The sequence below is a fragment of the Streptosporangium amethystogenes subsp. fukuiense genome (assembly GCF_042665875.1).
Taxonomy (GTDB): Bacteria; Actinomycetota; Actinomycetes; order Streptosporangiales; family Streptosporangiaceae; genus Streptosporangium; species Streptosporangium fukuiense.
On record NZ_JBHTEE010000001.1, the window covers coordinates 5,302,604 to 5,326,421 of the forward strand.

The window sequence follows — 23,818 nt, forward strand, 5'->3', positions numbered from 1 at the left end:
TCACTCTTTCCCCGCTGCGGCGTCAGCCAGCGCGCTCGCGCCACCGACGATCTCGCTGATTTCCTGGGTGATCTCGGCCTGGCGAGCTTGGTTCATCTGCTGGGTGAACGTTCGGATGAGCTCGTTGGCGTTGTCGGTCGCCGACTTCATCGCCCGGCGACGTGACGCCTCCTCCGAGGCCGCCGACTGGAGCAGCGCGCTGAAGATGCGCGACTCCACATAGCGCGGCAGCAGCGTGTCGAGGACATCGGCCGCGCTGGGCTCGAACTCGAAGTACGGCAGTGGCGTGCTGTCCACCGGCTCGACGGTCTCCTCGACCTCCAGCGGCAGGATTCGCTTGATCACGACCTCCTGCGTCAGCATCGAGACGAACTGGGTCGAGACGATGTGGATCTCGTCCACCCCGTCCTCGGCCGAGAACGAGTCGATCAGCACTCCGGCGATCTCCTTGGCGTCCGAGTAGGCGGGCTTTCGGGAGAACCCCGTCCACTGCCCGCTCATCTCACGGCCACGGAAGCTGTGCCAGGCGACACCCTTGCGGCCGGTCACGAAGGGCACGGGCTCGATGCCCCTGTCCTTCAGCAGACCGGCAAGAGCCTCGGCCTCACGCAGCACGTTCGCGTTGAAGCCGCCACAGAAGCCGCTGTCGCTGGTGACGATGAGCACGGCGGCCCTGGCGGGCCGCTCCTTCTCCACGGTCAGCGGGTGGTCGACGCTGGCGGTGTTGCTGACGACGCCCGTCACGGCGCGAGTGATCTCGCGCTCGTACGGCACCGCCGCCTGCATCCGCAACTGCGCCTTCACGATGCGCGATGAAGCGATGAGCTCCTGGGCGCGCGTGATCTTCGCCGTTGACTTGACCGACTTGATCCGCCGCCGCAGCAGTCTTAGCTGGGCACCCATCGGCTACTTCTTCTCAGCCGTACGGACGCGCTTGGTGATCTTTTCCTGGCCGACCTCTTCGGCGCCGAGCGCCTCGACCGGCTCCTCGTTGACCAGCAGCTCGCCCGCGGAGGTCTCGAAGGTCCTCTTGAACGCGGTGACGGCGTCCTTGAGAGCGGTGACCGTGTCCTCGGACAGGGCCTTGGTCTCGCGGATGCTGTCGAAGATGCCCTTCTTCTCCCGGCCGATGTAGTCCAGGAACTCCGCCTCGAAACGGCGGATGTCCTCGACCGGGACCTCGTCGAGCTCACCGGTGGTGCCGGCCCAGATGGAGACGACCTCCTGCTCGACCGGGAAGGGGCTGTACTGCGGCTGCTTGAGCAGCTCGACCAGGCGCTGGCCGCGCTCCAGCTGGGCCTTGGAGGCCGCGTCCAGGTCGGAGGCGAAGGAGGCGAAGGCCTCCAGGTCCCGGTACTGGGAGAGCGACAGGCGCAGCGTGCCGGCGACCGACTTCATCGCCTTGGTCTGGGCCGAGCCGCCGACTCGGGAGACCGAGACACCGACGTTGATGGCGGGACGGACACCGGCGTTGAACAGGTCCGTCTCCAGGAAGACCTGGCCGTCGGTGATGGAGATGACGTTGGTCGGGATGAACGCCGAGACGTCGTTGCCCTTCGTCTCGATGATCGGCAGACCGGTCATCGAGCCGGAACCCATCTCCTTCGACAGCTTCGCGCAGCGCTCCAGCAGGCGGGAGTGCAGGTAGAAGACGTCGCCGGGGTAGGCCTCACGGCCCGGCGGACGACGGAGCAGCAGGGAGACCGCGCGGTAGGCGTCGGCCTGCTTGGTCAGGTCGTCGAAGACGATGAGAACGTGCTTGCCCTGGTACATCCAGTGCTGGCCGATGGCCGAACCGGTGTAGGGGGCGAGGTACTTGTAACCGGCCGGGTCGGACGCCGGAGAGGCGACGATGGTGGTGTACTCCAGCGCGCCCGCCTCCTCAAGGCGAGCCTTGACCTGGGCGATCGTGGAACCCTTCTGGCCGACCGCGACGTAGACGCAACGGACCTGCTTGTCCGGGTCGCCGGAGAGCCAGTTCTCCCGCTGGTTGAGGATGGTGTCCACGGCGATCGCGGTCTTGCCGGTGCCACGGTCACCGATGATCAGCTGGCGCTGGCCACGGCCGATCGCGGTCATCGCGTCGATCGCCTTGATGCCGGTGGCGAGGGGCTCCTTCACCGGCTGGCGCTGCACGACGGAAGGCGCCTGAAGTTCGAGGGGACGAACACCCTCGGACTCGATGGCACCCTTGCCGTCCAGCGGATTGCCCAGCGGGTCGACCACTCGGCCGAGGAAGCCGTCGCCGACCGGCACGGACAGGACCTCGCCCGTCCGGCGGACCGACTGGCCCTCCTCGATCTTGCTGAAGTCGCCCAGAACAACGACACCGATCTCCCGGACGTCCAGGTTCAGTGCCAGGCCACGCGTGCCGTCCTCGAACTCAAGCAGCTCGTTCGCCATCGCCGAGGGAAGGCCGGAGACATGGGCGATACCGTCGCCGCAGTCGACGACGGTCCCGATCTCCTCACGCGCGGCGCCTTCCGGCTCGTACGCCTGGACGAAGCGCTCAAGTGCGTCCCGGATCTCGTCCGGCCGGATCGTAAGCTCCGCCATCTCTCTTCAGTCTCCCTATTCGCCTAGCCGGCCAACCGGCGGCGGACTTCTTCGATTCGTCCCGCGATGGTGGTGTCGATGAGATCGTCCCCGATGTGCACCGAGAACCCTCCCAGCACCCGCGGATCCACCTCGACGTTCAGATGAACGTCGCGGCCGTACGAGGTGCGCAGCCACGTGGCGAGACGCTGCTTCTGCTCCTCTGAGAGCACGATGGCGCTGCGCACCACCGCGACGAGGCGCTGCCGCTGGGCGGCGACCAGCTTTCCGAACTCCTCAAGGCCACTGTCCAGGCTACGTCCTCGCGGGTGTACCACGAGCTGCGTGACCAGGCGGAGAGTGGTGGGGGCGACCTTGCCGGCGAGCAGGGAGCCCAGCAGCTCCCGCCTGCCCTGCTCCGGTGCCGCCGTGGAGGTCAGGGTCCGGTGCAGTTCCAGGTTCGAGGCGACGATGCGCCCGAACCTGAACAGCTCGTCCTCGACGTCGTCGAGCCTGCCCTGCGCCTCGGCCTCCGCGGAGGCCGCGATGACACCGAGACGCTCAAGCGCGTCGGCCAGGTCGCCGGAGCGGGCCCACCGCGCGGACACGGCCGCGACGACCGTCTCCAGCGCGGCATCACTGACCTTGCCCTCCAGCAGCACCCGGACGACCTGCGCCTTCTGGGCCGCGGGCCGGGCGGGGTCGGAGAGGTTGCGGCGGAGCCCGTGCTCACGGTCGAACAGGTCGGCGACCGAGAAGAGCTCGTCGGCCAGCGTGCCGAGGTCGGCGCTCCCCGCGACGGCGTTGAAGCGCTCTTCGACCTCGGCCAGCGAAGCCCTGCTCAGACCTCTCATCAGCGGACCGCCGCGCTGCTCGACTCGAGCTCCTCAAGGAACCGGTCCACGGTGCGGCGCTGGCGCGCCTCGTCCTCAAGGGACTCGCCGACGATACGGCCGGCCAGATCGATCGACAGACGGCCGAGCTCCGCGCGGAGCTGGGCGAACGCCTGCTGACGGTCGGCCTCGATCTGCAGGTGCGCGGCCTCGACGAGACGGCGGGCCTCGGCCTGCGCCTCCTCACGGAGCTCGGCCTTGATCTGCGCACCCTGCTCGCGAGCCTCCTCACGCAGGCGGGAAGCCTCGTGACGAGCCTCGGCGAGCTGGTCCTTGTACTGCTTGAGCAGCGCCTGGGCCTCGGCCTGGGCGTCCTCGGCTCGCTTGATGCCGCCCTCGATCGCATCGGTCCGCTCGGCCAGGGTCTTCTGGATTCGCGGGGTGAGGATCTTACCGACGACGAAGAGGACGACGAAGAACGCGAAACCGCCGACGACCAGCTCGTAGAGGTGCGGCATGATCGGGCTGGAGCCCTCGGCCGCCAGGAGCGTAGCTGCGGATGTCATCGATGCAGCCTTCCGTCAGGGTGTATTCGATCAGTAGATGAACGGCGCGACAAGGCCGATCAGGGCCAGCGCCTCGACGAGCACGAAGCCCAGCAGCATGTTCTGGCGGATCAGGCCGTAGGTCTCGGGCTGGCGGGCGATGGCCTGCAGACCGTTACCGAAGATGAGACCGACACCGATGCCGGGGCCGAGCGTGGCGAGCCCGTAACCGATGGAGCCGATGTTGCCGGTGACCTCAGCGAGGATGCTCATTGCTGTTTCCTTTACAAGATGGCCGGTGAACGGGTCTCACCGGTCTGAACTGGAGGAGAAGGGTCTTAGTGCTCGGCGTGCAGCGAGCCGCCGATGTACATCGCGGCGAGCAGCGCGAACAGGAAGGCCTGCAGGAACTGGATGAACATCTCGAACGCGGTCATCGCGATCGTCATGATGACGGCGACGACACCGACCGGAGCGCCGAGCGGCGTGAGCTGCTCGAAGAGGAACCAGAAACCAACGGCGCTGAAGAAGGCCAGGATGATGTGGCCCGCGAACATGTTGGCGAAGAGTCGCACCGCGTGGGTGAACGGCGCCACGATCATGTTGGAGAGGAACTCGATCGGCGCGAGCAGCACGTAGATCGGCTTGGGCAGGCCGGGGGGGAACATCATGTTCTTGAAGTAGCCGAGCCCCCCCTGGTGCTTCATGCCCAGGTAGATCTTCAGCACGTAGACGCTTACCGCCAGGACGATCGGGAAGGCGATGTGCGAGGCGATCGGGAACTGCAGGAAGGGGACGACCCCCATCAGGTTCCAGATCCAGACCAGGAAGAACAGGCTCAGCAGCAGGCCCATCCAGCGGTCGGCGTCCTTGCCCAGGAAGGGACGGGCGACCTGGTCGCGGACGAACATGTAGCCGTACTCACCGATGTTCTGGATGCCCCTGGGCACCAGCTTCGGGTTGGCGAAGGCCGACCAGCAGAAGGCTATGACCACGATCGAGCTCAACAGGGCGAGCAGCACCGGCTTGGTGAACCAGGTGACGCCGGGAATGATCGGGGGGAGATCGAACAGCTCAAGCCCCGGGGCCTTGAACTCGTCGGCGGCGAGGACCGTCAGCGCCTTCACGCGGCGTTCCCTTCAACGTGGTAGTGGATCAAGACTGCTTCGTCAGCGAAGCGACCGCCGCGCGAGGTCAGCGACCGTATTTCCGGTAGACCAGGTAGATGGCGAGAACGACACCGACGATCACTCCGATCGGTGTGAACACGGCCACGCCAGTCCAACGGCTCAGCAACCAACCGCCGCCGCCGTACAGGATGATCCCGGAGAGAATGTAGCTGGGAACCGACCAGGCAGCGTTGGCGAAGTCGCGGCCATCGCTCTCGGGCCTGCGTTCTTGTTCGCTCATTGCGGGCATGACAATAGCAGCCGGGGAGATGACTAGTCATATCGGGTCCCGTCGCCCGGTCATGATACGCCTCATCGGGGGCCGCCCTGTCCGGGAACCGCGGCACTCGGGTCGACATAGAGCATCTTCGTTTTCACGAAGCCCCGCATCTCGCCGGCCGTCCAGACGACGGTGCAGATGATCGCCGACCAGCCGAAGGCGCGCGGCTCGAACGCGGTGGCGCTCTCGAACACCTTGAGGAGCGCCATGATGATCAGGACCTTCACCGCGTAGGTGGCGATCGCGGTGACCATCATCACGACGGGAGAGACCCGGCTCGCGGAGGAGACCGCGACCAGGCTGATCGTGAAGAAGACCGCCACCACCAACAGGCCGATCGCGGCCCCCAGAGCCCCCTTGGCACCGGAGAGCAGAGCCGTCGCGAGGATGACGACCGCACCCGCGGCGGCGGTGGGTATCACGGCCCCTTTGAGGACGCGCACGTCATTGGCCTGCATCGGCACTCCCAGTGACTGTTATCAAGCGAGCGATTGCTACCTCACAGATCCAGCTGAACCATGGATCCGTTAGTGAAAGCTATCACAAGCTCATGGAAGAGCGCCTTTACCTGCCGTTTCAAGTGAATGATCAATCAGCTGAGGTGGACCGCTCAACGCCGCGTCTCAGGGTTTGAGAAGCCTTGGCGCGGAGCGGTGAGTGACAGGTCGGGCAGCGCCGAGCGCGTGGCGGTGCCGTCGCCGTCGTCGCCGGTGACGGCCCGGCGGGGCCCCGACGTCTCCGAGGGATAGGGGTGGGGCCGGACCCGGGCCTGCGGCTCGCCCGGCCACACCTGCCGCCCCGGCCCCTCGACGGGACCGCTGAATCCGGTGGGGGCCACGGGCCCGGCGGGCCCGGCGGTGCCGGTCGGGCCCTGCTCTCCGGAGCCGCCGACGTCGCGGCGGGCCCGCCAGCGGGGCAGCGCCATCATCACCAGCACGCCGATGGCGAGCAGCACGGTCAGCGGGAACAGGACGAGCGGGACACCCTCGATGGACAGCGCCACGACCGCGAAGGCGAACAGGAAGGTCCAGGCGTACATGATCATGACGCTGCGGCGGTGGGAGTGTCCGATGTCCAGCAGGCGGTGGTGGAGATGCCCTCGGTCGGGCGCGAACGGCGACAGGCCGTTGGACGTGCGCCGGACCACCGCCATGATCAGATCGAGCAGCGGAAGCACCAGGATCGCGACCGGCACGAGCAGGGGAAGGATGACGGGGAAGCGGTTGATGCTGCTGGAGTCGAGCGGCGTCACCAGGATCATCGTGGAGGCGAGCACCAGGCCGATCAGCATCGCCCCGGTGTCCCCCATGAAGATCTTCGCCGGGTGGAAGTTGTGCGGCAGGAAGCCCAGGCAGATCCCGATGAGCACCGAGGCGATGACCGCCGTCACGTTGATGCTGGTGTTGCCGTAGTCCTTCGACAGGGCCACCGAGTAGGTCCAGGTGGCCATCGCGGCGATGCCCACGATCCCGGCGGCCAGACCGTCGAGGCCGTCGACGAAGTTGACGGCGTTGATCATGACGACCACGATCAGGATCGTGATCAGCGGACTCAGCGTGGAGTCGAGAATGGTCTGCCCGCCCAGCGCCGTGGGCAGCGGGAGCCACGGCAGGCTGACACCGAAGGCGACGAGCACGCCCGCCGCGCCGATCTGCCCGGCGAGCTTGACCAGGGCGTCCATTCCCAGCCAGTCGTCCAGGAAGCCGGTCAGCGTGATCAGCCCTCCCGCGGCGATCAGCGCGATCACCGTCTTGCCCTGGCCCTCGGCCGCCAGCTTGCCCCCGGCGTAGGGCAGCTCGCCGGCGATCAGCAGACCGGCGACGAGACCGCCGTACATCGCCAGGCCGCCGAGTCTGGGCGTCGGCGTGGTGTGCACGTCACGGTCGCGGACCTCGGGCATGGCACCGATACGGATGGCGAAAACGCGGACCAGTGGGACCAGCAGGTATGTCACCGCGGCCGCGACGAGCGCCATGAGAAGGTATTCGCGCACGGAACCAGTTTCGCGGATAGTCCGGCCACCTGTGACCGGAAAACGCCACAGAACAGCTCATAGTTCGCTGGGATATATCTGGTGGAGGCTCGTCAGCGCCGCGACGCGCTCCCGTATTTCACCCACTGCGTCGGGGTTGCGGATGGCCTGTGCCACCATCGAGGCCACCGCCTTCATCTCCTCGGCCCCCATCCCCTGGGTCGTGACGCAGGGGGTGCCCACCCGGATCCCGGATGTCACCGTGGGCGGCTCCGGGTCGTAGGGGATCGCGTTGCGGTTCAGCGTGATCCCGGCCGCACCACACCGCTGCTCGGCCACCGCGCCGGAGACCCCGACGTCACGCAGGTCGATCAGCGCCAGATGGCTGTCGGTGCCCCCGGAGACGGACCGCATCCCCTCGGCGGCCAGGGCGTCGGCCAGCACCTGGGCGTTGGCCACCACCTGCCGCGCGTACCGTGCGAACTCGGGGCGCAGCGCCTCGCCGAACGCCACGGCCTTGGCCGCCACCGCGTGCATGAGTGGGCCGCCCTGCACGAAGGGGAAGACCGCGCGGTCGACCCTGGGGGCCAGCTCCCGGGTGCACATGATCCCGCCTCCCCTCGGGCCGCGCAGCGCCTTGTGCGTGGTGAAGGTCACCACGTCCGCGTACGGCACGGCGGACGGCAGGGCGTCCCCGGCCATCAGCCCGATGGTGTGCGCGACGTCGGCGAGCAGCCAGGCGCCCACCTCGTCGGCGATCCCCCGGAAGGCAGCGAAGTCGATCTTTCGGGAATAGGAGGTGGCCCCACATATGATCATTTTGGGCTGGTGCCGCAACGCCAGCTCCCTGACCTCGTCATAGTCGATCAGCTCGGTGTCCCTGCGCACGCCGTAGGCCACGACGTCGAACCAGCGACCGGAGAAGTTGACCTTGGAGCCGTGCGTGAGGTGGCCGCCGTGCGACAGCGCCATCGCCAGCACCGTGTCGCCCGGCTGGAGCAGTGCCGCGTAGGCCGCCAGATTCGCCGAGGCGCCGGAGTGGGGCTGCACGTTGACGTGCTCGGCGCCGAACAGCCGCTTGGCCCGGTCGATCGCGAGCTGCTCGGCCCGGTCGACGACCTCGCATCCGGCGTAGTAGCGCCTGCCGGGGTAGCCCTCCGCGTACTTGTTGGTGAGCGTCGAGCCGAGCGCGGCGAGCACGGCGGGCGAGGCGAAATTCTCACTCGCGATCAGCTGGACGCCGCCGCGGAGCCTGTCGAGCTCGTCGAGGAGTACGGAGGCGATCTCCGGATCCTCGCGCTGCAGTAGGTCGAAATCTGGCCCGTAGTACGGCTCTGCGCCCATGGCTCACATCCCGAAGATGACAACTCACCCCCACTGTAAGCCCGGTCACCCTGGTTATCCCAGGTCAGAGAGGTGTCGCCACGGGAAGACGTGTCTCCGTGCGGAAACACACGCCCCAAAAGGCCCCTGGCACCGTCCACCCGGGAGGCTTCGAGAACAGCCCGGCCCGCGGGCCTCGCGCCGAAGGACCCGGCCGGCGCCACCGGGCCGGGAAGGACGTCAGGAGAAGGCGTGCGGGGCCCCGGCTCCCACCGGCACCCATCTCGGCGTGTCGGCCGCCTGGTCGCTGATCGAGGTCAGGATCGCCTGCCGGTAGAGGCCGAGACGGGTACGCCACTCCGTCATGTCCTCGACGTAGCGGCCGGAGACCGGGGCATCCCAGACATCCCTGCTCCTGGCGAGCTGATAGGCCTTGTCCAGGCTGGCGGTCAGCGTGTCGAGTTCGGGAAGCACCTGCCGCCACATCATGACCAGCCGCTGGTATTCGGGGTTGAACTCCCACGCCGTGGCGGCGTCCGAGGACGGCAGGCCACCGCCGCCCGAGGCCGGTGGGGTCTCCCCCGGCTGCAGCGGCTGCGGTGCGGGTGGATCCACGAACATCACAGGCTCCTCACCCTCGCTGACACAGTCCCTGCCTCCCGTTCACTGCCCGACACCGTGGTGGTGCCGACCGGCTCGGAAACCGGGCTCGGCCCCGCTCACCGCCCGCCTCCCGGAGGCGGGATCGGCCGCAGCGGATCTCCCGGCTCCACGTCGCCGGCCGGCCCGTCGGGTCCGATGTCCATGGGCACCCAGGCCCCCTCGCCCCAGGTCTCCCCCTCCGGTACCTGGACGCCGGGCATCTCCAGCGGCTCGATCTCCCGGGCGTTGTCGGCGAGCGTCCTGAGAGCGTCCAGGTCGAGAGGGCCCGCCTCCGCGGTGACGACGTCGCCGTCGCCGGCCCACCGGGCGGCCGGACCGTCCGGTGCGGCGGCCAGGCCCCCGGGAGCCGCCCCAGCCGACTGTCCCGCGCCCCCTGCGGCATCCTCCGCCCCTGGCGCCTCGCTGAAGACCGCGTCGCCGATGGACGGCGCGCCGACGTCTCCTCGCGGCATCACAGCGGGCTGCGCGGCCGCCTCACCGGAGACCGTACCCGCCGTCTGGACGGCGGGTACGGCGGAGGTGGTGGCCTGCGGCTGAACATCGGCCTCAGCTGAGGTCGTACCGGCGGGCCCGGGGGTGGCCTCGCCTCCCGTGCCCGGCGGCTGGACGGTCTGGTCGGTGGTGGGTCCCGCGGTGTCGAGGAGCGGATAGTCGGGTTTGGCCGAATCGAGCGGGCCGTGCGGCTCGACCCAGCCCGGCTGCCCCGCCGTGGCGGAAACATTGTCGACCGTGGGCATCTCCAGCGGCGGGATGTCCTCGATGTTCTTCAGCAACTCGTCGACCTCGGCCGCCGTGGGCGAGTCGAGCGGGATCTGGAGCACCTTCACACCATCGACCTCCACGATCTTCGCCCGATGATCGCCGCTCTGGTCGATGTCGTCTGGATGGTCCTTCCGGGAAGTGTCGAGAATGTTGTCGCCGGACGTGCCGCCCTCCTGCCTGGGCGAGCGCTCGTCGCCCTTGGAGCCGGAATCGCCCTTGGCATCGGGATCGTTCACCGGCGCGCCACCATCCCCACGCGGCGTCGTCTCGTCCCCCTTGGAACCGGAATCGCCCTTGGCATCAGGATCGTTCACCGGCGCGCCACCGTCCCCACGCGGCGTCGTCTCGTCCCCCTTGGAACCGGAGTCACCCTTGGCGTCGGAATCCTCCCCACCGGGCATCGTGTCGTGCACATTGACGATCTCCGGCTGTGCGTCATCGACTCTGGGCGTCTCCGGTACGGGGGTGGCGTCCGGGCCGGGGGCCTCGGGCACGGGCGTCTGTCGTGGCACGTCGTCAACCGGCCGCCCCCCGTCCTGAGGCCCCTCACCGGGCCCTGGAACCGCGGGTTTCAGATCCTCGACCTTCGGCGTCTCCGGCCGCGAGTCCTCGGCCCTGGGCGCCTCCGGCGTGGGCGCGGGATCCGGCTTCGGAGCCTCACGCGGCGTGTCCTCGCCCCTGGGCGCCTCCGGTACGGGATCCGGCTTCGGGGTCTCGCGTGGTGCGGTGTCAACCGGCTTGACGCTCTCCTTAGGGGTGTCTCCGTCGCGCGGAGAGGTCTCGTCCCCCTTCGAACCCGTGTCCGGCTTCCGGTCATCGGTCCCGGACGCCTCCGGCTTCGGCGTCTCCCTCGAACCGTCCCTCGGGGAGGTCTCGTCGCCCTTCGAGCCCGCCTCCGGCTTGGTCTCGTCGCCCTTCGAGCCCGTCTCGGGCTTGGTCTCGTCCCCCTTCGGGGTCTCCGGCTTGGGGGAGTCCTTCGGATCGTCACGCTGAGTGCTCTCGGCCGACTGGTCACCGACGCGGGGCTTGTCGTCCGGTTTGAGACCGTCGGCCCCCGAGGTCCCGGGCTTCGTGCCATCACCCGCCGCGCCGGTCCCGGGCTTCGCGCCGTTCTGGGAACCCTCCGGCTTCGCGCCGTCGCCCGCCGCGCCGCTGTCAGGCTTCGTGTCCCCGGCCTTGGGCTCGGCGGGAGGCGCCGTCGCGTTCTGGTTGATCCTCTTCTCCAGCAACGTCACGCGAGCGGAGACGTCACGGACCATCACGTCGCACGCGTCGGCGATCTGGACGGGTCTGTGGGTCGACTGCGAGGACAGGCCGGCCCCGCTCATCAGCTGGGTGACCTTGCCCTCGACGTTCCGCATCTGGTCGGCCGCCCGCCGCACCTCGGACAACAGGTCGCGGACCAGCTTGGGGTCCATTCCTTCGAACTTGCCCATGGACGTCTCCCGGAAGTGTCGGCCCACTTCAAGGTACCGGGGAGAGCGCCCCGCGTCACGGTGATAATCAGATGGCATGGATCACGGCATATGCCGTGGACGCGCTGGTCAGTCGTCGGACTCCGGCCCCGCGTCCGTCGCCACGTAGCCGATCACGCCGCGTAGTCTCTCCACCGTGACCGCCCCGCGCCGCAGCAACCTGGGCACCGCGGTGGTCAGATCCAGGATCGTCGAAGGGGTGCCGCTCTCACACGGCCCGGCGTCGAGATAGACCGACACCGAGTCGCCGAGCTGCTTCTCCGCGTCGGCGGCGCTGGTCGCGGCGGGGGCACCGGAGCGGTTGGCGCTGGAGACGGCCAGCGGGCCGGTCTCCTTGAGCAGGTCGAGGGCGACCGCGTGCAGCGGCATCCGGATGGCGACGGTGCCCTTGGCGTCCCCCAGGTCCCACGAGAGGGACCGGTTCGCGCGGCAGATCAGCGTGAGCGGCCCCGGCCAGAAGGCGTCGACGAGATCCTGGCCGTACGGACCGAGGTTCTCCACCAGGGCGTTGGCCGCCCGGACGGTCCCGACCAGTACGGGCACCGGCATGTCACGGCCGCGGCCCTTGGCATCCAGCAGGGCGGTGACCGCGGCGGGTGTGAAGGCGTCGGCGCCGATACCGTAGACGGTGTCGGTCGGCAGCACCACGAGCTCCCCCCGCCCCAGGACGGACGCGGCCTCTGCCAGGCCCGTGGCGCGCTGCTCGGCATCGATGCAGTCAAAACGTCGGCTCACTGTGCCTCCTGTCGATCGATCGCTACGCGCATTCGCGCACCTCCTCGCCCGCCGGCGCCTCGCCGGCGGCCAGGACCCCCTCGCTTACGGCGTGCATCCTATTCCTGGCCGAAGCGGGCGGTGACGAAGCGGTCCCTGCGCGTCAGGTCCTGGCGGCTGCGGACGTCGCGCCAGCCGTTCTCCTCAGAGAAGATCAGATAGACCGGCGTACCCTGCTGATCGGCGTGTTCCACGGCGACGAAGCCACCGGGGCGCAGCAGGCGCCTGGCGGTCCTTTCGACGGCCCTGACCTCGTCGAGGCCGTCGCTGCCCGACCCGTACAGCGCGCGGTGCGGGTCGTAGTCGCGGACCTCGGGGTCACGGGGGATCGCGCCGGGCGGGATGTACGGCGGGTTGGAGACCACCAGGTCGACCTGGCCGTCCAGTTCGGAGAGGGCGTCGGCCAGATCCTCCGGGTGCAGGTGGACGCGGCCCTGACCGTGCTCGATGATGTTGCGCTTGGCCCAGCCGTAGGCGTCCGGGTCGACCTCGACCGCGTGCACGGTGGCCAGCGCGACCTCCTGGGCGATGGACAGCGCGATGGCACCGGACCCGGTGCCGAGATCCACGACCACGGGCGAGGCGACGTCCATCTCCCGCAACCTGTCGATCGCCCAGCCCACCACGACCTCGGTCTCCGGGCGCGGCACGAACACTCCCGGCCCGACCTCCAGGGACAGGTAGCGGAAGTAGGCCCGCCCGGTGATGTGCTGAAGCGGCTCGCGGGACTCCCTGCGGGCGACGCCCTCCCAGAACAGGGCGTCGAAGTCGGAGTCCTTCACGGTGTGCAGCTCGCTGCGCCGTACGCCGTGCACACATGCGGCGATCTCCTCGGCGTCGGTGCGCGGCGACGGCACACCTGCCTCGGCGAGCCGGGCGGTGGCGAGGGCGATCTCGTCCAGCAGAAAGGTCATGGGCGCGTTCTATGAATGGTTGGCGAGCTTCTCCGCCATCTCAGCGTTGAGCAGGGACTGGATGACGGCCGTGAGATCCCCGTCGAGCACCTGGTCGAGGTTGTACGCCTTGAAACCGACGCGGTGATCGGAGATGCGGTTCTCGGGAAAGTTGTAGGTGCGGATGCGCTCGGAGCGGTCGACGGTGCGGATCTGGGACTTGCGCTCGGCCATGGCGGCGGCGTTGGCCTCCTCCTCGGCGATCGCCTGCAGGCGGGCCCGCAGGATGCGCATGGCCGACTCCTTGTTCTGGAGCTGGCTCTTCTCGTTCTGACAGGAGGCGACCACCCCGGTCGGCAGGTGCGTGATCCGCACGGCCGAGTCGGTGGTGTTGACACTCTGACCACCGGGACCACTGGAGCGGTAGACGTCGATGCGGAGGTCGTTCGGGTCGATCTGGACGTCGACGTCCTCGGCCTCCGGGTAGACGAGCACCCCGGCGGCGCTGGTGTGGATGCGTCCCTGGGACTCGGTGACCGGCACCCGCTGGACGCGGTGCACACCGCCCTCGAACTTGAGCCTCGACCAGACGCCCTCGTCGCCCCTGGCCTTCAGGGCGATCGTGACATCCTTGTAGCCGCCGAGGTCGGAGTGGGTGGCGTCGATGAGCTCGGTCTTCCAGCCGATCCGCTCGGCATACCGCAGATACATCCGCAGGAGGTCCCCGGCGAACAGCGCGGACTCCTCGCCGCCCTCGCCCGCCTTGATCTCCATGATGATGTCCTTGTCATCATTGGGATCACGCGGGACGAGCAGGTGCCTGAGCTTCTCCTCCAGCTCGGGAACCCGCGCTTCGAGCTCCTTGGCCTCCTCCGCGAACGCCTCGTCCTCCGAGGCCAGCTCCCGCGCCGTCCCGAGGTCCGCCTGGACGCCCTCAAGCTCACGGTAGGTGTTGATGATCGGGGTCAGCTCGGCGTAGCGCCTGCCGAAGGTGCGCGCCTGCTTCTGGTCGGCGTGCACGGAGGGGTCGGCGAGCTTGAGTTCCAGCTCGGCGTACTCACTGAGCAACTCGTCGAGGTTCACCGTGCGTCCTTCCTTTAAAGCCCTGCCAAGCCTGCCTCATCACCACGAACGCCGACCCGGGCACCCCCCCCTTTCCCGGGAGGGTTGTTCCGAGCCGGCGTCGGGATGGGGGCTACTGGCCCGTGGACTTCTTGCCGAAGCGCTTCTCGAAGCGCGCCACCCGGCCGCCGGTGTCCAGGATCTTCTGCTTGCCCGTGTAGAAGGGGTGGCAGGCGGAGCACACGTCGGCGTGGATCACGCCGTTCTTGGCGGTGCTGCGGGTGGTGAAGGAGTTACCACAGGTGCACGTCACCTGAGTGGCGACGTACTCCGGGTGGATGTCGGGCTTCATGTCGTCTTTTCCTCTCCAAAACGCGGCCGCCGGGTCGCCACTGTCTCTCGCCGATGAGGCTTGCGCGCTGGCACACCGAGGTGCGCGCGGGCGGGAACCGGAACCGCTGCGGTTCGGCTACCAGTGTGCCAGATCCTGCAACCATCCCAGGCCACAAGACATTCCCCGCCCCGGAGAGACCGGGGCCGCGGGCGTTCACCTGCCCAGATACGCGAGCACGGCGAGAACCCGGCGGTGGTCGTCGGTGGCGGGCCCCAGGCCGAGCTTGCCGAAGATGCCGGAGATGTGTTTCTCCACGGCGCCCTCGGTGACGAGCATGCGCCCGGCGACCGCGGCGTTGGAACGGCCCTCCGCCATCAGGGCCAGAACCTCGCGTTCCTTCGCGGTCAGCGACTCCAGGGGGTCTCCCCTGCGTCGGCGGCCCAGCAACTGCCCGATCACCTCCGGGTCGATGACCGTTCCCCCGGCGGCCACCCGGCGTACCGCGTCGAGGAACTCGGCCACGTCCGCTATCCGCTCCTTGAGCAGGTAGCCGACCGCCGCGGCGCCACCGCCGATCAGTTCCGTGGCGTACTGCTCCTCGACGTACTGCGACAGCACGAGGATCGGCAGTCTCGGCCGCCGGCTCCTGGCCTCCAGGGCCGCGCGCAGTCCCTCGTCGGTGTGCGTCGGCGGCATCCTGACGTCGACGATCGCCAGGTCCGGATCGTGCTCGACGACCGCGGCCACCAGCCCTGGGCCGTCGCCCACGGCCCCGACGGTATCGATGCCCCCGTCGGCCAGCAGCCTGGCCAGCCCCTCGCGCAACAGCACCGAGTCTTCGGCGATCACCACCCGCATGTGTTCAGGCCCTCACCATTCGCAGGGCAGTTCGGCTCTGATCATCGTGGGGCCGCCGAGCGGGCTGTCGACGCTCAGGGTGCCGTCGATGGTCGCCGCCCGGTCGGCCAGCCCGGCGAGGCCGCCTCCGGGCCGCGGCACCGCGGCGCCGACCCCGTTGTCATAGATCTCGACGATCACCCGCTGTTCCTGCCGGCTGACCCGGATGGACGCCTCGGTGGCCTCGGAGTGCTTGGCCAGGTTGGTCAGACACTCGGCCACGACGAAGTACGCGATGCTCTCCACCGCCGGCGGGGGCCGGTGCGAGACCTCCACCGCCAGATCCACCCGTACGGGCGCGCGCGCGGCGAGCGACGACAGGGCGGCGTTCAGCCCCCTGTCGGTGAGGATCGCCGGATGGATGCCCCTGGCGAGGTCACGCAGCTCGGCGATGGCGGCCTTGGTGCCCCGATGCGCCTGGTCCAGGAGCTCCCGGGCCGCCTCGGGGTCGGAGTCCAGCTTGGCCTGCGCCCGGCCCAGGTCCATGGCCACCGACAGCAGCCGCTGCTGTGCGCCGTCGTGCAGGTCACGCTCGATCCGCCGCCGCTCGGCCTCGGCCGCGTCCACCCCGCGGGCCCGGCTGGCCCGCAGGTGCGCGGCGCGGGCCGCCAGCAGGTTCTTCTCCCCCGCGCCCAGCAGGGCGGCGCCGAACAGGCCGTGCAGCCAGGCCATCCCCCGGGTCGCGTACAGGGCCGCGAGCAGGAACCCCATCCCGATCAGCGTGCACAGCAGCGCCTTCGGCCCGCTGTCGATCGGCAGCTCGCCGATGGGTGTCATCGGCTCCCCCAGCAGCAGCAGCAGGGGCAGTGGCGCCACGGTCAGGCCGAGCCCGAGCGTCCACAGCACCGCCGAGACCGTGAACTCCGCGATCCCGATCGGCAGCAGCAACAGCAGGTAGAGCAGATCCTTCCAGGTGGCGGGATCGACGAACATGTCCTTCCAGCGCAGGAACAGGTTGTCGCCCTCCGACGGCCGGTAGGGGGTGGGGATGTCGACGCCGAAGGCCAGCCGGAGGAACCGGCGCTCCAGCATCGCCACCCCCCGCCAGGCCAGCATGGTCAGGGCGAGGAGCGGCAGCCCGATCCACACGATCACCAGCGCCAGGGAGAGCGGGATCACCGAGGCGAGGAACGCGAACCAGGCGAGGCCGTGGAACAGGCTCACCAGCAGGTAGGGAACGGCCCGCCAGGTCATCGGGTCGACGAACATGCCGAAGGGGCCGTTCGGCCCCAAGGGCACGCGCCGCCGGAGCGGCGTCCTGACCACGGGCGTGCTCACCACTGTCTCGGCAGTCACGCGCCCCCCTGTCATCCGCGGAAATGCGTCCTGAAGTAGGGATATCCCGAAGGTCTGGGCCAGACAAGCGCTTTGGAAACGCCGAACGCCCCGGCCCGAGGGGCCGAGGCGTTCAACGTGCGGTGAGCGGTCAGTCGCGCTCGGAGCTGACGGTCGTCTTCTGCACCTGGAGCAGGAACTCCGCGTTGGACTTGGTCTCCCTCATCTTCTCCAGGAGAAGCTCGAGAGCCTGCTGCATGTCAAGGGCGTGCAGCACGCGGCGGAGCTTCCAGATGATCTGGAGCTCGTCCTTGCCCATGAGGATCTCCTCCTTGCGGGTACCGGACGCGTCGACGTCCACCGCGGGGAAGATCCGCTTGTCGGCAAGCTGCCGGTTGAGCTTGAGCTCCAGGTTGCCCGTGCCCTTGAACTCCTCGAAGATGACCTCGTCCATCTTGGAGCCGGTCTCGACCAGCGCGGTGGCGAGGATCGTCAGCGAGCCGCCGTTCTCGATGTTGCGGGCGGCACCGAAGAAACGCTTCGGCGGGTAGAGCGCGGTGGAGTCGACACCACCGGACAGGATGCGGCCGGAGGCCGGGGCCGCCAGGTTGTAGGCGCGGCCCAGACGGGTGATCGAGTCGAGCAGCACGACCACGTCGTGGCCCAGCTCCACCAGGCGCTTGGCGCGCTCGATGGCGAGCTCCGCGACCGTGGTGTGGTCCTCGGCCGGGCGGTCGAAGGTCGAGTGGATGACCTCGCCCTTCACCGACCGCTGCATGTCGGTGACCTCTTCCGGACGCTCGTCCACCAGGACGACCATCAGGTGGCACTCGGGGTTGTTGTGGGTGATCGCGTTGGCGATCGCCTGAAGCACCATCGTCTTGCCCGCCTTGGGCGGGGAGACGATGAGACCGCGCTGGCCCTTGCCGATCGGCGCCACCATGTCGATGATCCGGGTGGTCAGGATGTTCGGCTCGGTCTCCAGGCGCAGGCGCTCCTGCGGGTAGAGCGGGACGAGCTTATTGAAATCGGGGCGCTGCCGCGCCTGCTCCGGGTCCATGCCGTTGACCGTGTCCAGGCGGACGAGCGCGTTGAACTTCTCGCGGCGCTCGCCGTCGCGGGGCTGGCGGACGGCGCCGGTGACGACGTCGCCCTTGCGCAGGCCGTTGCGGCGGATCTGGGCCAGCGAGACGTAGACGTCGTTGGAACCCGGCAGGTAACCACTGGTCCTGACGAACGCGTAGTTGTCGAGGATGTCGAGGATTCCGGCGATCGGGATCAGAACGTCGTCGTCGCCCACCACGGGCTCGTTGCTGTCGAAGCGGTCGCGGCCACGGCGGTTGCGCTCGCGGAACCGGCCGCGGCGGCCGCGACGGTCGTCGTCGTCGCCCACACCGTGCTGGTCGCTGCGGTCCTGCGGCCCCCGGTTCTGCGGGCCACGGTCACCGCGCTCACCGCGCTCACCACGGTCACCGCGCTCACCGCGGTCGTTGATCCGCTCGCCACGGTTCTGGCCGGCGTCGGCGGCGCGGGAGTCGGTGCGCTGGTCTCCGCGCTGGTCTCCGCGCTGATCTCCGCGCTGATCTCCGCGGTTGTCGCCGCGCTCGCGGCGGTCGTTGGTGCGCTCGCCGCGCTCGCCGCGCTCGCCGCCACGACCGCGACGCTCGCCGCGCTCACGGCGGCTCTCGCCACGCTCGCCGCGGCCCTCGGCCGGGACGGCGTCGATGGTCTGCTGCTCCACGACGGGCTCGGCAGCGACGACGGCGGCCACGGGCTCGGGAGCTGGCGGCGCCTGCTCCACAACGGGCTCGGCGGCCACGACGGGACGGGAACGTTCCCTGCGGGTGCGCGCCGGACGCTCGACGACCGGCTCGGCCGCGGCTGCGGGGACGGCCACGGCCGGAGTCTCCTTGGCGGTGGCGGGAGCCTGGGCACTCTCGGCGGAGACGCCCTGCTTCTCCTGGATGGCCGCGATGAGCTGGCTCTTGCGCATCCGCCCTGTCCCGCTGATGCCGAGACCGGAGGCCATGGCCTGCAGTTCGGGCAGCACCATGGCGGACAGGCCGGTGCCGGAGCGACGGCGCGGCTTGGCCGCGGGGCGGGTGGGGGTGTCGCCGGACGTCGGCGCCGTGCCGGTGACGTCGGAGAGGAGTTCGGTGGTGTCGCTCACTAATGGGTCCTTCCCAGGGGTCGGGCGTGGCCATGATCAGCCAATCGTCCCGGTGGTGCGATCGACCCGGTGGGACAGACCGGGTCGGGTTGCACGTTGCGATCCTCGACGGCCCATGGAGAGCCGCCGCCACTGTCGGAGAAGGGCTGATCCAGGCCGTCACCATCGAGAATCGCCGACGGTGGGACTTGGAGGACACCCCCCCGGATTGCTACCGGCAACCAGATGTCGAGGTAGATCGAACGCGCATGTCCCCTAAAACGCCGCCTCTTCGTTGCCCCAGCCGAATGTGGAGCATTCGGAGGCGACGGATTCGGGGAGGCCACTGCGGCGATCACGCCTCACGGAGTGAGACATGATGCAGCGATGTGTGGCTGACAAGCACGCACCCAACGCGGGGCACCTGGTGCGGCTATCAGCCTAACATCACCAGCGCACACAGCTATTCCCTGAAGGTCGAGAGATGTCAGCGTGTCTCAAGAGAAACAACGCGGGCACCCCGGGTTTCGACATCCAGTGGCCGGATGTGCCAGTCATTACCCACTTCCGTTGCGATCAAATCCTGCGTATTCACGGTCGAAAACGCAAGAACCGTGGGCCCCGCTCCCGAAACGACCGCGGCGACGCCCGCCCCGCGCAGCCGCCGTACCAGGTCGGCGGTGAGCGGCATCGCGGGCGCGCGGTAGTCCTGATGGAGGCGGTCCTCGGTGGCGGCCAGCAGAAGTTCCGGTTCCGGCCTGGCCGTCAACGCCGCGACCAGCAGCGCGGCCCGCCCCGCGTTCGCGGCGGCGTCGGCGTGCGGGACCTCCTTGGGCAGCAGCCCGCGGGCGACCTCGGTGGACAGCCGGTACCCGGGGACGAGGACCACGGGCCTGACGTCGGAGTGCGGGAGCAGCCGTACCAGGTGCGGCGTCCCCGTTCCGTCCGTCCACGCGACGGTGAGGCCGCCCGCCAGGCACGGCGCCACGTTGTCGGGGTGGCCCTCGATCTCGGTGGCCAGCGCGAAGACCTCGTCGTCGGTGAACTCGGGGAGCCCGGACCGTGCCCTCGACCGGTGCGCGAGGGCGGAGCCGTCCTGACACGGGGTGCCGGCCAGTGCGCGGGCGGCGATGATCCCGGCGCAGATCGCGGCGGAGGACGACCCGAGGCCGCGGGCGTGCGGGATGCGGTTGAGGCAGCGCAACCGGATCCCGGGCGGCTGCCGGAGCCCCATCCGGTCGAAAGTCGTGCGCATCGTGGTGACGATGAGGTGCCCCTCGCCCCCGTCAAGCTCGCCGGCGCCCTCTCCCTCGACCTCGATGACCACGCTCCGGGAGCCGGGGCCCTCCGGGGGCTCGAACAGCTCGGCCTCGACCTCGTCGTGGAGGCCGAGTGCCAGACCCAGCGTGTCGAATCCCGGGCCGAGATTCGCCGAGGTCGCGGGGACCTGGACGGTCACCTTGCCGCTGATCATAGATCTCCCGGGGCACGGCTCGATGGCGTGGCCATGGCGGACAAGTGGCTTCTCCTATCTGCCCGGTTCTGCGGGATTTCCAAGTGCGATGCCGGGACGGTCGCGGCGTGCCGGGTTCGCCGGGCCCTGCCCCCTGGATCTTCCGCCCGTCGTGGCCGGGCGGTTCCTCGCCGCGTTGTCGCCGGTCGCCGCGGAACGCCACGGCTCCCCGCGCCGTCCCGCGGGGCACCGCCTGACCGGCTGACCGCCCCCTGTCACAGCAGACTCCGCGGCACCGGAGCTAGGCGAGTTCGAGGGCGACGGCCGCGGCGTGCGCGTCGATCGGGATCGTCACCGGGGCGGGAGCGCCGGAGATGGCCCAGTCGGGGTCCTTGAGGCCGTTTCCGGTCACCGTGCACACGACGCGCTGCCCCGGCTCGACCAGGCCCTGGCTGTGGGCCTGGAGGAGGCCCGCCACGCTGGCGGCGGAGGCGAGCTCGACGAAGACGCCCTCCTCCTGGGCGAGCAGCTTGTACGCGGCGGCGATCTGGCGGTCGGTGACGGCCTGGATGACGCCGCCGGACTCGTCACGGGCGGCCTCGGCGAGCCGCCACGAGGCGGGGTTGCCGATCCGGATCGCGGTGGCGATCGTGTGCGGGTGGGTCACCGGCGCACCGTTGACGATCGGCGCGGAGCCGCTGGCCTGGAAGCCGAACATGCGGGGCGTCCTCGTCGCGACGCCGTCACCCGCGTACTCGGTGTACCCCATCCAGTACGCCGAGATGTTGCCCGCGTTGCCGACCGGGATGCAGTGGATGTCGGGAGCGTCTCCGAGCGTGTCGACGATCTCGAAGGCGGCGGTCTTCTGGCCCTGGAGCCGGAACGGGTTCACCGAGTTGACCAGCGCGATCGGGTAGTTCTCGGAGAGTTTCCTGGTCATCTCCAGGCAGTCGTCGAAGGAGCCCTCGACCTGGAGCAGCCGGGCCCCGTGGACCAGCGCCTGGGCCAGCTTGCCCATCGCGATCTTGCCCCGGGGCACCAGCACGGCGCAGGTCAGGCCCGCGCGGACCGCGTAGGCGGCGGCGGAGGCGCTGGTGTTGCCGGTGGAGGCGCAGATGACCGCCTTCGCCCCGTCCTCGACGGCCTTGCTGATGGCCATGGTCATGCCACGGTCCTTGAAGCTTCCCGTCGGGTTGAGGCCCTCGACCTTCAGGTAGACCTCGCAGCCGGTCAGCGCCGACACCCGGTTCGCCGGGACGAGCGGGGTGCCGCCCTCCAGGAGCGTGACGACGGGCGTCGCCGTGGTCACCGGAAGTCGGTCACGGTACTCCTCGATGAGGCCACGCCACGCCCTGGTCATGATTGCTCCTCCCGCGCGCGGCCGATCCGTGCGCGTGCTACCTGCGGTGTTGAAAAGGAGTCTACGGGCAACCTGTTCAGCCTTGGGATGCGCTGTCCACCGAATGGACACCTGGGGCGTCCTGCCTACAGGAAACCCTAAGAATGGGCCGATAGGGTCTGCGGAGCTTGACAGGCCTTGACAAGCGATGGGCCGGACACTTGACGGGCGACGAACCAGACAAGGGGTGCCACATCATGACGGGCGGCGCGGCGGCGGACCTGCCACCGATCCGGCACAACGACTACTCCCCTCTGGACCCGCCCGCGCTCGGCGCGTGGGATCCGGAACTCTCGGTCAGCGTGATCATCCCGGCCCGCGGCGGACAGCACAGGCTCGATCTGACCCTCGCCTCCCTGGCGGCGCAGACCTATCCGGATCACCTCATGGAGGTGATCGTGGTCGACGACGGCAGCGAACCTCCGCTGCGGCTGCCGGAGATCGTTCCGCGGGACACCAGGCTCGTGCCCACCGACCCCTCGGGCTGGGGCATCGCCCACGCGGTGAACACCGGCGCCGCCCTCGCCGACGGGCGGATCATCCAGCGCCTCGACGCCGACATGGTCGTCTGCCGCGAGCACATCGAGGCGCTGGCCCGGTGGCACCATCTGGCCGGTTACCTGGTCGCGATCGGCGCGAAGAAGTTCGTCGAGGAGCCGTCACTGACGGCGGCCCAGGTGCACGACGGTGTGCGCGCGGGCCGGCTGGAGGCCGTCTTCGACCTGGCGGACGCCCTGCCCAGCTCCACCGAGCAGACGATCTCCCGGACCAACGGCCTGCGGGCCAGCCGCAACCCCTACCACGTGTGCACGGGGCCGACGATGTCCATGCGGCGCGAGATCTTCCGCGCCGTGGGCGGGGTGGACGCGGAGGTGTTGCGGGGCGAGGACACCGAGTTCGCCTACCGGCTGGCCGCGCACGGCGTGGTCTTCATCCCCGACATGAAGGCCCAGGCCGTGCACCTGGGACTCCCCGCCCAGCGCCGCGACCGGCAGCGGGCGGTACGGGTCGTCGCCCCCTATCTGGCCCACCGGGTACCGCTCCGCCGCGACCTGCGCAAGGACCGCGGCCGCCACTGGCTGGTCCCGTACGTGGAGGTGGTGCTCGGTGCCGAGGGGCCGGAGGAGCAGGTGCGCGAGGCGGTGGGCGCGGCGCTCGACGGATCGCTCGGCGACGTGGTCGTCACCCTGGTCGCCCCCTGGTCGAAGCTGTCCGCGGAGCGCCGGCCGGTGCTGGACGACCCCCTGTTCGACCTGCGGCTGCTGCGTGAGCACTTCGCCCACGACGAGCGGGTGCGGTTCGCCGACGAGGTCTCCGCGACCCCCGCCCCGATCCCGTTCCGCTACACCGGTCCGGCCTCGGTCCCGCTGGGGCGTGACTCGCTGGAGCGGATGATCGCCGCGATGCAGGACGACCGTTCCGGCATGCTCGTCGTCGATCTCGGCGCCGACGGCGAGGCGACGCTGGAGCGGACCGAGGCGCTGGGCCGGGCGAGACTGCTCGGCGCTGACGACGACGCCGCCGTCGCCGCCGCGGTCAGGGCCACCCACGGTGTGCGGCGCGGCGCGCGGCCGGAGTTCTGGCCCGCCGAGGCGGCGCCCCCCGTTCCGTCCTCGCCCCGCCCGCAGGCTCCGGCCCCCGAACGGAAGAGCGCGCCGCAGGCGGCGAGACAGGGCACCGGGCAGGCCCGGCGGCACCAGGCCCAGGGTGGGTGGAGCACGCTCCTCGGCAGGCTCCGTACCTCCCTCAGGAACTGACCCGTACCGTCGCCGTGGAAGGCGCTCAGGGTCACTCTTCGACAGGGGCGCCCCCCGGCCCCGAAGGGACTCCCATCGTCGGCGGATTCGACGGTTCAGGCCGCTTCGCCGGCGGCGTGACGCACTGCCCGGGGACCATCCGCGCGGCGGACGAGAAGAGAGGCTCATGGTCGAGCCTGGGCGCCGTCGACGGTCGGCGAGCCGGAGACCGATGACGGAGCTCCGGGGAGACGGCCATGGCGCGATCCCACCGGTCCCAGTGCAGCTT

At 69.6% G+C, this 23,818-nt stretch carries 23 protein-coding genes; 2 read left to right on the top strand and 21 right to left on the bottom strand.

Going from position 1 to position 23,818, the window contains the following annotated elements:
- The 20 genes from ACFQVD_RS22665 to thrB form a co-directional block, all read right to left on the bottom strand.
- Window positions 1–903 carry a F0F1 ATP synthase subunit gamma gene (locus ACFQVD_RS22665; protein ID WP_343975644.1) on the bottom strand — a complete coding sequence of 301 codons (903 nt, stop codon included), beginning with the start codon at window positions 901–903 and terminating at the stop codon, window positions 1–3.
- Between the two features lie 3 nt (window positions 904–906).
- Complete coding sequence (gene atpA / locus ACFQVD_RS22670) at window positions 907–2,556, bottom strand: F0F1 ATP synthase subunit alpha (protein WP_343975647.1); 1,650 nt, start codon at window positions 2,554–2,556, stop codon at window positions 907–909.
- Between the two features lie 23 nt (window positions 2,557–2,579).
- Window positions 2,580–3,389 (bottom strand): F0F1 ATP synthase subunit delta, encoded by an 810-nt coding sequence (locus ACFQVD_RS22675; protein ID WP_343975650.1) that lies wholly within the window; start codon window positions 3,387–3,389, stop codon window positions 2,580–2,582.
- Window positions 3,389–3,934 (bottom strand): F0F1 ATP synthase subunit B, encoded by a 546-nt coding sequence (locus tag ACFQVD_RS22680; protein ID WP_343975653.1) that lies wholly within the window; start codon window positions 3,932–3,934, stop codon window positions 3,389–3,391. Before ACFQVD_RS22680 ends, ACFQVD_RS22675 begins: the two co-directional genes overlap by 1 nt.
- Before the next feature lie 30 nt (window positions 3,935–3,964).
- The gene (gene atpE / locus ACFQVD_RS22685; RefSeq protein WP_343975656.1) at window positions 3,965–4,186 is read right to left on the bottom strand and encodes an ATP synthase F0 subunit C; all 222 of its coding nucleotides are present in this window, start codon (window positions 4,184–4,186) and stop codon (window positions 3,965–3,967) included.
- 65 nt (window positions 4,187–4,251) lie between these two features.
- Entirely contained in the window at window positions 4,252–5,040 is a 789-nt protein-coding gene (gene atpB, locus ACFQVD_RS22690) for a F0F1 ATP synthase subunit A (RefSeq protein WP_343975659.1), read from the bottom strand.
- A gap of 67 nt (window positions 5,041–5,107) precedes the next feature.
- A complete protein-coding gene (locus tag ACFQVD_RS22695; protein WP_343975662.1) occupies window positions 5,108–5,323 on the bottom strand; it encodes an AtpZ/AtpI family protein in 216 nt (71 codons plus the stop codon).
- Window positions 5,324–5,394: 71 nt separating this feature from the next.
- Entirely contained in the window at window positions 5,395–5,820 is a 426-nt protein-coding gene (locus ACFQVD_RS22700; RefSeq protein ID WP_343975665.1) for a hypothetical protein, read from the bottom strand.
- A gap of 152 nt (window positions 5,821–5,972) precedes the next feature.
- Window positions 5,973–7,355, bottom strand: coding sequence for a glycosyltransferase family 4 protein (locus ACFQVD_RS22705; protein ID WP_343975668.1), 1,383 nt, complete (start codon window positions 7,353–7,355; stop codon window positions 5,973–5,975).
- Between the two features lie 57 nt (window positions 7,356–7,412).
- Window positions 7,413–8,678 (bottom strand): serine hydroxymethyltransferase, encoded by a 1,266-nt coding sequence (locus ACFQVD_RS22710; RefSeq protein ID WP_343975671.1) that lies wholly within the window; start codon window positions 8,676–8,678, stop codon window positions 7,413–7,415.
- A 219-nt stretch (window positions 8,679–8,897) separates the two neighbouring features.
- Window positions 8,898–9,278 (bottom strand): hypothetical protein, encoded by a 381-nt coding sequence (locus ACFQVD_RS22715; protein ID WP_343975674.1) that lies wholly within the window; start codon window positions 9,276–9,278, stop codon window positions 8,898–8,900.
- A gap of 98 nt (window positions 9,279–9,376) precedes the next feature.
- Window positions 9,377–11,518 (bottom strand): hypothetical protein, encoded by a 2,142-nt coding sequence (locus ACFQVD_RS22720; protein ID WP_343975677.1) that lies wholly within the window; start codon window positions 11,516–11,518, stop codon window positions 9,377–9,379.
- Between the two features lie 108 nt (window positions 11,519–11,626).
- Window positions 11,627–12,292, bottom strand: coding sequence for an L-threonylcarbamoyladenylate synthase (locus ACFQVD_RS22725; protein WP_343975680.1), 666 nt, complete (start codon window positions 12,290–12,292; stop codon window positions 11,627–11,629).
- 98 nt (window positions 12,293–12,390) lie between these two features.
- Entirely contained in the window at window positions 12,391–13,245 is an 855-nt protein-coding gene (gene prmC, locus ACFQVD_RS22730; protein WP_343975683.1) for a peptide chain release factor N(5)-glutamine methyltransferase, read from the bottom strand.
- Between the two features lie 9 nt (window positions 13,246–13,254).
- Window positions 13,255–14,307, bottom strand: coding sequence for a peptide chain release factor 1 (gene prfA / locus ACFQVD_RS22735; RefSeq protein ID WP_343975686.1), 1,053 nt, complete (start codon window positions 14,305–14,307; stop codon window positions 13,255–13,257).
- A gap of 112 nt (window positions 14,308–14,419) precedes the next feature.
- Window positions 14,420–14,638: a 50S ribosomal protein L31 gene (gene rpmE, locus ACFQVD_RS22740; protein WP_343975689.1), complete on the bottom strand. Its 219-nt coding sequence runs from the start codon at window positions 14,636–14,638 to the stop codon at window positions 14,420–14,422.
- Window positions 14,639–14,833: 195 nt separating this feature from the next.
- A complete protein-coding gene (locus tag ACFQVD_RS22745) occupies window positions 14,834–15,478 on the bottom strand; it encodes a response regulator transcription factor (protein WP_343975692.1) in 645 nt (214 codons plus the stop codon).
- A gap of 12 nt (window positions 15,479–15,490) precedes the next feature.
- Window positions 15,491–16,813, bottom strand: a complete 1,323-nt coding sequence (locus ACFQVD_RS22750) for a sensor histidine kinase (RefSeq protein ID WP_343975695.1) — start codon at window positions 16,811–16,813, stop codon at window positions 15,491–15,493.
- Window positions 16,814–16,943: 130 nt separating this feature from the next.
- On the bottom strand, window positions 16,944–18,962 hold the full coding sequence (rho, locus tag ACFQVD_RS22755; protein WP_343975698.1) for a transcription termination factor Rho: 2,019 nt from the start codon (window positions 18,960–18,962) through the stop codon (window positions 16,944–16,946).
- 466 nt (window positions 18,963–19,428) lie between these two features.
- Window positions 19,429–20,415, bottom strand: coding sequence for a homoserine kinase (thrB, locus tag ACFQVD_RS22760; protein ID WP_343975701.1), 987 nt, complete (start codon window positions 20,413–20,415; stop codon window positions 19,429–19,431).
- Window positions 20,416–20,503: 88 nt separating this feature from the next.
- Here thrB and ACFQVD_RS22765 point away from each other — a divergent pair, with 88 nt between their 5' ends.
- Window positions 20,504–20,659, top strand: a complete 156-nt coding sequence (locus tag ACFQVD_RS22765; RefSeq protein WP_364151991.1) for a hypothetical protein — start codon at window positions 20,504–20,506, stop codon at window positions 20,657–20,659.
- A 36-nt stretch (window positions 20,660–20,695) separates the two neighbouring features.
- Here the strand turns inward: ACFQVD_RS22765 and thrC are convergent, their stop codons facing one another.
- A complete protein-coding gene (thrC, locus tag ACFQVD_RS22770; RefSeq protein WP_343975704.1) occupies window positions 20,696–21,754 on the bottom strand; it encodes a threonine synthase in 1,059 nt (352 codons plus the stop codon).
- Between the two features lie 236 nt (window positions 21,755–21,990).
- Between thrC and ACFQVD_RS22775 the strand changes: the two genes are divergently transcribed.
- On the top strand, window positions 21,991–23,550 hold the full coding sequence (locus ACFQVD_RS22775; RefSeq protein WP_343975707.1) for a glycosyltransferase: 1,560 nt from the start codon (window positions 21,991–21,993) through the stop codon (window positions 23,548–23,550).
- Window positions 23,551–23,818: the final 268 nt, after the last annotated feature.